The following is an 11823-nucleotide window of genomic DNA, read 5'->3' as shown; positions in this document are numbered from 1 at the left end:
GATCCTGCTACGATTCCCGCCACACCGTACGCGCCGCTGCCGCGAACGTCACCGTCTCCCCCAACCGCAAGGACTCGCACATGACCTCGCCCCTCTACGACATCCCCGTGAACGCCATCGACGGCACCCCGACCACGTTGCGCCCGTTCGCAGGCAAAGTGCTGCTGGTGGTCAACGTCGCGTCGAAATGCGGGCTGACGCAGCAATACGAAGGCCTCGAAGCCCTCTACGAAGACAAGCGCGCACGCGGCCTCGAAGTGCTCGCGTTCCCCGCGAACGACTTCAAGGGCCAGGAGCCGGGCACCAATGACGAAATCCAGGCCTTCTGCAGCGCGACGTTCGGCGTGAAGTTTCCGCTGTTCGCGAAGATCTCGGTCGTGGGCGACGATCAGCATCCGCTCTATCGCGCGCTCACGCAGGCGCAGCCGCAGGCCGCGGACGACGGTCCGTTCCGCGAACGCCTGAAGGGGTACGGGATCGAGCCGAATCCGGCGCCCGACGTGCTGTGGAACTTCGAGAAATTCCTGGTGAGCCGCGACGGCAAGGTGGTCGCGCGCTTCGCGCCGAACGTCGGCGCGGACGATCCCGCGCTCGTCGCCGCGATCGACGCCGAATTGGCGAGCGCGCAGTAAGCGCCTCTTCGCATGCGCCGCACCGGCGCGGCGCATGCGTTCACCTCACCGCGTCACGGCTTCGACGTGAGCCGCCCGATCATCGCGTTGACGGCCGCCATCTGCACGCCGGCCTTCACCGCGTAATCCTTGCCCGTATAGCCGAACCAGTCCCAGCAGCCTTGCGGGTTGTTCGGTACCTTGGACGCATCGACCTGCGGATACAGGACCACGATGTTGTTGGTGTCGGCCCAGCGGTTGTAGCTGGTCTTCTGATAGAAGTCGTCGCCGACGACGCTCGCCGATTGCTTGCAGCCGTGGAACGCCACATGAACCCGGCACGCGGTGCCCTGCGTGCATGCCTGCGGCACGTACGCATACGCCTGTTCGGCCATCCCGGTCGCGGTGCCGGCGAACTCGCGCTGGTTGAACGCGATGATCTTTCCGGCGGGCTGGTCGGCCGGGGGATTCAGCGGGCCATAGATGAACGACAGCAGCGCGCCCGGCTGGTCGTAGCTCTGCTTGTCGACCGTGCAATGGTTGATGTAGGGCGTCGCCGTGATCGGGCAGTTGTTGCCGAAATCCGGCGTGATCAGCGCATGACCGGCCGGGATCGTCTTCACGTAGGTGAGATTGTCGGCCGGCACGCCGGCGTCCTTGAAGAACGACACGGTCGTGTCGACGGCCCGCTGGTACACCACCTTATCCTTGGTGCCGCTGAACACGTAGATGCGGTCGCTCTGCAGGCCGGCGAGCGGATCGATCTCGCCGCGCGCGGCGAAGCCCTTGGCGGTGCGCAGCAACTGCGCGGGATTGGGCAGGGAGCCCGGCAGCATCCCCATGCATTTGCTGGTGTTCGCCAGCTTGCCGGTTGCGCAGTAGTACGGGCCGCCGGCGACGATCCCCGAGCCGACCACGGAGTTGGAGTAGGCGACCTGGTACTGCACGGCCATGAACGCGCCGGACGACAGCCCGGAGACGGACGTATGGGCGGGATCGGCGCCCAGCGCGGGCAGCGGATCGACGGCAAAGGCGGCGCGGGAACACAACGCGGCGCCGATCGCGGCAGCCGCCAGGGTGCGGTGGAATTTCACGGCAAACCTCCTGTTTCGTCGAGGGTTCGAATGCGCGAAGCGTTCATGGGCGCGGCAGTCGAATGCCCGACTGTCGCGTTCGTCACGACACAAGCAGATACGATTGCGTGAATCTTGAACCGGCGCATCGAAGCGCCGGAGGGCGGAAAGCGGGAAGCATCCCGCGGGGGAAAACTGTGCATGAAAATCGATTGTTGAGGCACCTGCTTTTTCTGACAGGTGCGGCGATCGTTCATATTCCGTGCGGCGGACCACGAGGAAGAAAGGCCACCTGCATGACGGAGCAACTGAAGATGGAATGGGCAACGAGCACGGTGCGAGATACGTTTGCACTCGCTGCTGGAGCGATATCATGCGCGACGCTCGCCGGCAACGCGTATGCACAGGCGACGCAGCCGGCGATCACCGTGCAGGCGAAGGCGTCGTCCAGCGGGCTCGTCGAAATGCGCACCGCGACCGGCACGAAGACCGACACGCCGGTCGCCGAGGTTCCGCAGACGATCAACGTCGTCACTGCGCAGCAGATCGAGATGACCGGCGCGACCGATCTCAACCAGGCGCTCCGCTATGTGCCCGGCTTCTCGACATTCGGATCCGACAGCCGCACCGACGGGTATGCGGCGCTGCGCGGCTTTACGCCCACGTTGTTCGTCGATGGTCTGCAGGCGCCGAATACGGCAGTCATCGCGAACTGGCGCGTCGATCCTCAGATGATCGACAGCGTCACGGTGCTGCGTGGGCCAACGTCGGGACTGTACGGGGCAGGCGACCCGGGCGCGATCGTCGACGCACGGACGAAGCAGGCCGACGGTGAGCGCATCCGTGAAGCGGGTGTTCAGATCGGCAACTACGCGCGCAAACAGTTCATGTTCGACGTCGGCGACAAGCTCGCCCCCGACAATGCGGCTGCGTATCGCTTCGTTGGCGTCGCGCGCGACGGCAATGCGCTGACCGGCCCGAATGCGGATCGACGCGTGGCGCTTGCGCCGTCGTTCCGCTGGCGGCCGAACGCCGACACGTCGCTGACGATCTCGGCATCCTATCTGCAGGACCGGAGTGACATCTCATTCAATTTCCTGCCTGCGCGGGGCACCGTGCTGCCGAACCCGAATGGGCGCCTGTCACCGGATGTCTATACGGGCGATCCGGCATTCAACGCCTACCGAAAGAAACAATGGTCGCTCGGCTATCAGGTCGAGCACACGCTGAATTCGATGTGGACGCTGCGCCAGAGTGCGCGCTGGATGCATCTGTCGCTCGACGATGCATCGGTCTTCGGCAACGGCCTTGCTTACGGCAGCACGACCCGCATGATGCGCTTCGCGGGGCTGTTTCAGCTGAACTACGCCCGCTTCGACGTCGACAACAACGTGCAGGCGCGTTTCGGCACCGGTCCGATCGAGCATGTGCTGCTGCTCGGCCTCCAATACAACCGGCAGACGACGACCGACAGCGTCTGGCTCGCGCTGGCGCGGCCCTTGAATCTCTACCATCCCGTCTACACGCCGGTCACGCGCGCGATCTTCTCGGGCCCGACTTCGCTGGGCCACGTCAATCAGTACACGGCGATGAACACGTTCGGCGCATACGCACAGGACCAGATCCGATGGCATCGCTGGACGCTGACGCTCGGCGGTCGGGAAGATCGCGTGAACATGCGCAAGGACGACCGCGCGGCGGGCATGCGAGCCGATGCGCACGTCAGTGCGTTCTCGGGCCGCATCGGACTCACGTACCAGGGCGGCTACGGGCTGTCGCCGTACGTCAGCTATTCGACGTCGTTCAATCCGGTCATCGGCGTGAGGATGGTCGGCGGCGGCTTGCCGAAGCCGACGCGCGGCAGGCAGACCGAGGCCGGCCTGCGCTGGCAGTCGCCGGCCGGGAATCTTGCGCTGAGCGCGGCCGTCTACCAGATCAACCAGACGAACGTCGTGACGCCGGCGCCGAGGAGTCTCGATCCGGCCGGCACGTCGTCCGTGCAGACCGGCGAGGTGCGCTCGCGAGGAATCGAGCTGAGCGTGGCAGGCAAGGCGACTCGAGAGCTGTCCGTCGTCGCGTCATACGCCTACCAGGACGTGAAGAACGTGAAGGCGAACGACGCCTCGCTGAACAACTGGCCGGTCGCGGTTCCGCTCCCGCGCCAGATGGCATCGCTGTGGGTCGATTGGACATGGCGCATGGGCGCACTTTCGGGGCTGGGGATCGGGAGCGGCATCCGCTACCGGAGCGCGACCGCGGGTGCGCCGGACAACTCGCTGAAGGTCGCGAGCCATACGCTGTACGACGCTGCGCTGCACTACGACATCCGCAACTGGCGTTTCGCGCTGAACGTCGCGAACCTGTTCGACCGGCGCTACATCAGTGGTTGCAACTCTTACGAGGCCTGCGTGTTCGGTAATGAGCGAACCGTGCTGGCCACCGCGAAATACGACTGGTGATCGCGAGGCGGCAAGCAAGGTCAGCCTCGCCATGCACATCCCGACACGCATGCATTCGATCGCTACGCATCGGCCTGACATGCTTCGGCGGTGTCGGCCATATCACCCCGCATGCACTGCTTTCGCCAATCCGACGGCGTGACGCCGAAGCGTTCGCGAAACGCCGTGGCGAAATTGCCTGCCGTGGAAAAGCCGATCTCCACAGCGATATCCCCGATGCCCATCGACGTTTCGGCGAGAAAGCGATGGGCAATCCGCAGCCGCGTGTCGCGCAGATATTCGAATACCGTCTGGCCGAGATTGTCGCGGAACGCCCGGGACAAGCGCTTTTCGTGGGTGCCGACCAGTCTGGCGAGATCGTCGAGCGCCGGCGGATTGCGCAGGTCGCGCAGCAGGATCTCGCTCGCGGCGCGCACCAGCGATGCATCCGGATGGTCGGGAAGCACCGGCAGTTGCTCGAGCGGCCGGATGCCGCGCGCCCTTTTCAGGTGATTCCGGATTCGCGCAACGACTTCGGCCGGTTCGAATGGTTTGACGATGTAGTCGACCGCGCCGATTTCGAGCCCTTCGATACGGTCCTCGAGATCGCCGACGGCAGTCAGGAAGATGATCGGGATGGCTTGAGTCGAGGGCGCCGACGTCAGCAGCCGGCAAGCGACGAAGCCGTCCATGCGGGGCATGCGCACGTCCATCAGGATCAGGTCCGGGGAGATGGCCTGAGCACGGTTGTAGGCCTGCAAGCCGTCGAACGCGACACTGATCCTGCAGCGCGCAACCCGCAGGATATCGATCAGGAAACGGAGCTCGTCCGGGCGATCGTCGACGACGAGAATATGTGCGTCAGAGAGATCGGGTGCGGCACGAAGCGACATCGAACCGGACAAGCAAGATGACATGGTTGGGAACGAGTTGGGGGCGGATCTTATTGGACGGACAGCATCGAGAGCCACGGGCGTGCCATTGTTGCAAAAATCATAAGCGGGCGGAAGTGATGTTTTGGGCTCCTGCACGGTTGCACGACCTGTGCGGCAGTGCGGCATTTTTGTTGTGGATTACCGGTGAATATTTGTTCCGGATTTGATTTGGCTGCCGCGTTGCAATCTTCGAATGCCCGACGCGAAATGAATGTTCGCGTTGTCCGCTCCGGAAAAGAATATTTCCGCTCGGAAAAAAGTCCGTCTCGCTGAATCCTTGCACACTACGCCCATATCACTGAAGCCGGCTTGCGACCTGGGAGGCCGATCCGACTGACTCATCCTTCGCTTGGCGCGTAGGCCTGTATTCGCGCGTTCTCCCTGTTTGCAAGAGGAAGGCAAGAAGCACTTCCGTATCGAATTCAGTAATCCGAAGTGAATTGAAGAAGGCCAGCGGAGCGTTCGCTCTCTGCAGGGTCCGCTTTTGCGTCATCAAGTACGTGAAAACCGAGGGGAAACTTAGATGAACAAGTCATTCAGAACAATCTGGAACGAAGCATTGGGCGCATGGGTTGCGGCGTCCGAGCTTGATCGTGCGCGGGGGAAGCGGGTTGCGTCGTCGAAAAGCGGGAACACCGGGTGGAGTACATCGCCAACGCGTCTCGTCGCGCTGACGCTGATTGGCGTGGGCGGATGGAGCGTGCACGCACAGGCGCAGGTGGACTGCACGGCAGCGCCCTATAACCTTTATAGCGGCAGCATCACATGTGTGGGTTATCAGTCGACAGCCAATCAGGCCGGGGCGACGGCGATCGGCTACCAGGCCAATGCAAACGGGCAATACACGGTCGCACTCGGCCAGAGCGCCGCGGCGACGGGGCAGGGCTCGATGGCGCTGGGCGGGGGCACGGTCTCGAACGGCATCAATTCGGTGGCGCTGGGCGTCAGTTCCAGTGCCACCGCGGCCGGCGCCAGCGCGTTGGGCACCTTCGCCGTTGCATCGGCGGGGAACGCCACCGCGCTCGGCGTCAGTTCCAGCGCGTTGGCGGTGTATTCGTTGGCGGCTGGCTGGGGGAGCGTCACCAGCGGGCAGAACGCCGTCGCGATCGGCTTGCAGGCCGTTGCCAGTGGGCTCAATTCCATTTACCTGGGCGCGCGCACGGCGCCAGGCACCGGTGCGACCGGACAATCGTCCACGGGCATCGGCACCGACGTTGCCGCTACCGGCGACTTTGCCACCGCGGTCGGCTTCCAGGCGGCGGCGGGCGGGCCCGAAGCCCTTGCGCTGGGTTATATGTCCAACGGGTCTGCGCAGCACACCACGGCTGTCGGCTTCCAAGCCATCGCCAGCGGCCTCAATGCCGTGTATCTGGGGGCACGTACCGTCGCGGGCACCGGCGCAACGGGGGCGGGGGCGGTTGCGATCGGCACGGACGTGACTTCATCCGGCCCCTCGTCGCTGGCAGCGGGAACGGTGGCCAAGGCCACGGCGCAGAACGCCGTGGCGTTGGGAGCGGGAGCCGCCGCCAGCGGCGTGAATGCGCTCGGCATGATGAACGGCTCCAGCGCCAGCGGCGCAAACGCAATAGCGTTGGGTGGCGCTGATTCCGTCGCGGAAGGCGGTTCATCCGCGCCGGCGGCAGCGGCGGGCGCCGCGGCGTCGGGCATTCGCGCCATTGCGATCGGCACCGGCGCCAACTCGGCTGGCGCCTCGTCCATTGCGATAGGCGACTCGGCGCGCACGGGCGTCAACACCAACGCCATCGCCATGGGGACGAACGCAACGGCGTCAGGAAGCAGCGCGATCGCGTTGGGCAACCAGACGGTGGCAAGCAACGGCGATGCGACGGCGGTCGGCTTCAAGTCGCAAGCCCTCGCGACGTCGTCCGTGGCCATCGGCGACGGCAACGTGGTGGCGGCGACTGCCGGCACCGGTTCGATAGCGGGCGGCCACAACTCTCGAGTGCTCGGCGGCATCGGCGCGGTGGCGCTCGGCGAAGGGCAAACGGTGAGCGGCAACGGCGCGGTGGCCATCGGCGATCCGAGCACGGCGATCGGCACCGGCGCCGTGACGGCGGGCTCGAACAACACCGCGAACGGCGACGGCGCGGTCGCCATCGGCAATTCGAACAATGCGCAGGGGCAAGGTTCGGTCGCGCTCGGCAATACGTCGACGGCGGCGGCCTCCGGCGCGGTTGCGTTCGGTTCTTCGGCGGTCGCCAACAATGCGGGTGACGTCGCGCTGGGCTCCGGCTCGGTGACGGCTGCGCCGAATCCCACCGCGAGCGCGACGATCGGCGGCAAGACGTACGGTTTTCAGGGAACGAATCCGGGCAGTGTCGTCAGCGTGGGCGCCGGCGGCAGCGAGCGGCAGATCACCAACGTGGCGGCCGGGCGAATCAGCTCGGCCAGCACGGACGCGATCAACGGCTCGCAATTGAATGCGACGAATCTGGCGATCGACTCGTTGTCGACGTCCACGTCGACCGGCATCGGCTCGCTGTCGACCGGACTGTCGTCGACCAACAGCTCGGTGGCGTCGCTTTCGACCTCGGCATCGACCGGTCTCTCGTCGGCAGTCAGTTCGATCGCGTCGTTGTCCACGTCGACGTCGACCGGACTGTCGTCGACCAACAGCTCGGTGGCATCGCTTTCGACCTCGGCATCGACCGGCCTCTCGTCGGCAGTCAGTTCGATCGCGTCGCTATCGACGTCGACGTCGACCGGCATCGGTTCGCTGTCGACCAGCCTCTCGTCGACCAACAGTTCGGTCGCATCGCTGTCGACCGGTGTGAGCACGGTCATCAGCACGACCAACAACCTCGGCAACGGCACGGCGACGGCACTCGGCGGCGGTGCAACCTACAACTCGACGACCGGCACGCTCTCCGCTCCGTCGTACACGACGTACAACGCGGACGGCACGACGACCATCAACAACAACGTCGGCTCGGCCATCGACAATATCAATTCTCATGGGCTGAAGTATTTCCACGCGAACTCCACGGCAGCCGACAGCCAGGCGACGGGCGCCGACAGCGTCGCGATCGGCCCGCAGGCCATTGCGAGCGGAACGAGCAGCCTGGCGGCCGGCAATGGTGCGCAGGCCGCCGCAGCCAACGGCCTGGCGCTCGGCACGCAGTCGAACGTGTCGGTCGCGGGCGGCGTCGCGATCGGCTCGGGCTCGGTGTCGGACCGGGCCGTCCTGTCCGGCGCCGGATCGGTGACGATCGGCAGTCGCGCGATACCGTTCAACACGTCCGATCGAACCTTGCTCGGCGCGGTGTCGTTCGGCGATGCGAGCGGCAACACCTATCGTCAGTTGACCAACGTCGCCGACGGCACGCAGGCGCAGGATGCGGTCACGGTGCGCCAGCTCGCCGGCGCGCTGGCGTCGTTCGCGGTGACGGGGCAGAAGTATTTCCATGCGAATTCGACCCAGGCGGACTCGCTCGCGGTTGGAACGGATGCCGTCGCGGTCGGCCCGACGACCGTCGTCAACGGCAACAACGGCGTGGGCATCGGCAACGGCGCGATCGTCGATTCGACCGCGCCCGGCGGCGTCGCCATCGGCCAGAGCGCGAGCTCGGCGCAGGCGGACGCGATTGCGCTCGGCAGCGGTGCGACGGCTGCCGGCGCGCAGTCGATCGCACAAGGCGCCAATGCGATCGCGCTGAACGCGGGCGGGGTGGCGCTCGGGTCCGGCGCGCATAGCAACGGGATCAATGCGCTGGCGCTGGGCGCCGGTGCGAATGCCACGCTCGCCAACAGCGTCGCGCTCGGCGCCGGCAGCACGACGGCCGCCCCGAACACGGGAACGACCGCACAGTACGGCGGCACTGCGGCAGGCCTCGCGAGCGCGGCCAACGGCGTCGTATCGATTGGCGCCGCCGGCCGGGAGCGGCAGTTGCAAAACGTCGCCGCGGGCGTGATCTCGGCGGCGAGCACCGATGCGATCAATGGATCGCAGTTGTTCTCGGTGGTTTCCGGTGTCAATACGCTCGGCAACAGCGTCGCGTCCAGCCTCGGCGGCGGCAGCACTTACGACAGTACGACGGGCGCCGTGACGGCGAACCTCAGCTATGCGGGCAATACGTACAACTCCGTCCAGAACGTGCTGAACGCGATCGGTGGAGGCGGGACGACCGCGGGCGTCAAGTATTTCCACGCCAATTCGACCGGCACTGACAGCCGCGCGCTCGGCGCCGACAGTGTCGCGATCGGCACGAATGCGGTCGCGAACGGTGCGCTCGATGTTGCGCTCGGCGCCAATTCGACGACCACGGCGGCGACCCCGACACCCGACACGATCATCGGCGGCACCCGCTACGGCTTCGCAGGTGCGAATCCGGCCGGTGCGGTGAGCGTGGGCGCGTCCGGCGCGGAACGGCAGATCCAGAACGTCGCCGCCGGCCAGCTCGGCCAGAACAGCACCGACGCAGTCAACGGCTCGCAGCTTTACGCGACGAACCAGCAGGTCACCGCGAATACCACGGCGATCAACAACATGGCCAACGGAGGCGGGATCAAGTATTTCCATGCCAATTCCACGGCGCCCGACAGCCAGGCGACCGGCGCGGACAGCGTCGCGATCGGCGGCAACGCGCAGGCGACCTCCGCGAATTCGGTAGCGCTCGGCGCGAATTCGACGACGAGCGCCAATCTGGGACTTGCCGCCTACAACCCGGGCACCGCGCCGCTGGCCGGCGCGACGCCCGCGGGTGAAGTGTCGGTGGGTTCCGCGGGGGCCGAGCGGCGCATCACGAACGTGGCGGCAGGCGCCGCGCCGACCGACGCCGTGAACGTCAGCCAGCTGCAGGCAGTCAGTTCGCAGGTCAGTCAGGTGCAGAACGATGCGCTGTTGTGGGACCCGACGGCGAACGGCGGCGCCGGCGCGTTCAGCGCCAAGCATGGCGGCAGTGGTCCGAATACGATCACGAACGTCGCGGCCGGCGCATTGGGCCCGACGAGCACGGACGCGGTCAATGGCTCGCAACTGTACGCGACGAACCAGAACGTGACCAACGTGACGAATGCCGTCAACGCTATCCAGAACGGCGGCGGCATCAAGTACTTCCGCGCGAACTCCACCGCGGCCGACAGTCAGGCCATCGGCGCCGATAGCGTCGCGATCGGCCCGCAGGCCATCGCAAGCGGACCGAGCAGCCTGGCGGCCGGCAATAATGCGCAGGCGACGGCTGCCGGCGGGATGGCGCTGGGTGCTCAGTCGAGCGTGTCGATTGCGGGCGGCGTCGCGATCGGCTCGGGCTCGGTGTCGGATAGGGCCGTCCTGTCGGGCATCGGGTCGATCGCGGTCGGCAGCCATGCGATTCCGTTCAACACTGCCGACCGGACGCTGCTCGGTGCGGTGTCGTTCGGCGATGCGAGCGGCAACACCTATCGTCAATTGATCAACGTCGCCGACGGTACGCAGGCGCAGGATGCGGTCACGGTGCGCCAGCTCGCCGGCGCGCTGGCATCCTTCGCGGTAACGGGCCAGAAGTACTTCCACGTGAATTCGGCACGGACCGACTCGCTCGCTGTGGGGGCGGAGTCGGTCGCGGTCGGCCCGACGACCGTCGTCAATGGCGACAACGGCATCGGCATGGGCAACGGCGCGATCGTCGATTCGACCGCGCCCGGCGGCGTCGCCATCGGCCAGAGCGCGAGCTCGGCGCAGGCGGACGCGATCGCGCTGGGCAGCGGTTCGGTCGCGGCGGGCGCGCAGTCGCTCGCGCAAGGCGCGAATGCATCGGCGCTCAAGGCGGGCGGCATGGCCTTCGGCTCGGGGGCGCACAGCACGGCGATCGATGCGGTCGCACTGGGCGCCGGTGCGAGCGCGACATTCGCGAACAGCGTTGCGCTCGGCGCCGGCTCGCTGACGTCGGTCGGCGCGCTGAACAACTATGTCGCGTACGGGCTCGGTTCGCCGCAGTCGTCGGCAGGCGAAGTGAACGTCGGAAATCGTCAGATTACCGGGCTGGCCGCGGGCCGTATCGGGTCCGATGCGGTCAACGTGTCCCAACTGGACGCGGTTGCCAATCAGTTGACCACGCTGATCAGTCAGAGAACGAGCAATACCGGTGGATCGACGGGAGGATCGTTTACGTCCAACCCGTCCAGCCCGAACAGCGCGCCGGCGCCGACCGGTTCGAACGCGTCCGCGGGTGGATTGGGGGCGGTGGCGTCCGGGGCGAGCAGCACGGCGGTCGGCAACAGTGCGCAAGCGACGGGCAATGGCTCGACGGCCATCGGCATGGGTGCGACGGCAACCGGGAGCAATTCGGCGGCCATCGGCACCGGCAGCAGCGACGGCGGGCGCTCGGGCGTGCTCTCGGTGGGCTCGGCCACGTCGGCACGGCAGGTCGTCAACGTCGCGGCGGGAACGGAAGGGACGGACGCGGTCAACGTCAACCAGCTGAACGCCGTGTCGGGCGCATTGTCGACGTCGGTGAACAATCTGGGCAACCAGATCAACCAGGTGCAGCAGCAGGTCCAGCAGACGGACGCGATGGCGCGTCAAGGGATTGCCGCGACGGCCGCGATCGCGTCGATCCCGCACATGGATCGGGATTCCAATTTCGCGATGGGGGTCGGCACGGCGACGTTCTCGGGCCAGAAGGCCATGGCGCTCGGCATGCAGGCCCGTATCACGGAGAACCTCAAGGCAACGCTGAATGGCGGCTTCAGCGGAAGCCAGCGCGTCGTGGGCGCCGGCATGCTGTATCAGTGGAAGTAACGGAGAGGCCGGGCATTTCGCGTACCT

The 11823-nt window shown here is 66.3% G+C and carries 5 protein-coding genes and 1 pseudogene; 4 read left to right on the top strand and 2 right to left on the bottom strand.

Going from position 1 to position 11823, the window contains the following annotated elements:
• Positions 1-80 precede the first annotated feature (80 nt).
• Complete coding sequence (locus tag KY49_RS16535; protein WP_042585671.1) at positions 81-632, top strand: glutathione peroxidase; 552 nt, start codon at positions 81-83, stop codon at positions 630-632.
• Between the two features lie 53 nt (positions 633-685).
• On the opposite strand, the gene KY49_RS16530 is transcribed toward KY49_RS16535, so the two are convergent.
• The gene (locus KY49_RS16530) at positions 686-1705 is read right to left on the bottom strand and encodes an extracellular catalytic domain type 2 short-chain-length polyhydroxyalkanoate depolymerase (protein ID WP_042585670.1); all 1020 of its coding nucleotides are present in this window, start codon (positions 1703-1705) and stop codon (positions 686-688) included.
• A 293-nt stretch (positions 1706-1998) separates the two neighbouring features.
• Between KY49_RS16530 and KY49_RS16525 the strand changes: the two genes are divergently transcribed.
• Positions 1999-4143: a TonB-dependent siderophore receptor gene (locus tag KY49_RS16525; RefSeq protein ID WP_042585874.1), complete on the top strand. Its 2145-nt coding sequence runs from the start codon at positions 1999-2001 to the stop codon at positions 4141-4143.
• A 62-nt stretch (positions 4144-4205) separates the two neighbouring features.
• Here KY49_RS16525 and KY49_RS16520 read toward each other — a convergent pair whose 3' ends face one another.
• A complete protein-coding gene (locus KY49_RS16520; RefSeq protein WP_042585669.1) occupies positions 4206-5039 on the bottom strand; it encodes a response regulator transcription factor in 834 nt (277 codons plus the stop codon).
• A gap of 541 nt (positions 5040-5580) precedes the next feature.
• On the opposite strand from KY49_RS16520, the pseudogene KY49_RS39310 reads away from it, so the two are divergent.
• Together KY49_RS39310 and KY49_RS35765 are read left to right on the top strand one after the other, a co-directional pair.
• Positions 5581-5646, top strand: a pseudogene (locus KY49_RS39310) (ESPR domain-containing protein); the annotation flags it as partial.
• An 81-nt stretch (positions 5647-5727) separates the two neighbouring features.
• Positions 5728-11796, top strand: coding sequence for a YadA-like family protein (locus KY49_RS35765; RefSeq protein WP_442854629.1), 6069 nt, complete (start codon positions 5728-5730; stop codon positions 11794-11796).
• Positions 11797-11823: the final 27 nt, after the last annotated feature.

Origin of the sequence: Burkholderia sp. MSHR3999, assembly GCF_000833595.1 — a bacterium.
GTDB lineage: Bacteria > Pseudomonadota > Gammaproteobacteria > Burkholderiales > Burkholderiaceae > Burkholderia > Burkholderia ubonensis.
Note: the sequence above shows the minus strand (reverse complement) of the source record. Positions and strands in the feature narration are given on the sequence as shown.

Coding starts and splice junctions, on each gene's coding strand:
- KY49_RS16535 (WP_042585671.1), top strand. CDS start 81: ATGACCTCGCCCCTCTACGACATCCCCGTGAACGCCATCGACGGCACC.
- KY49_RS16525 (WP_042585874.1), top strand. CDS start 1,999: ATGGAATGGGCAACGAGCACGGTGCGAGATACGTTTGCACTCGCTGCT.
- KY49_RS16520 (WP_042585669.1), bottom strand. CDS start 5,039: ATGTCATCTTGCTTGTCCGGTTCGATGTCGCTTCGTGCCGCACCCGAT.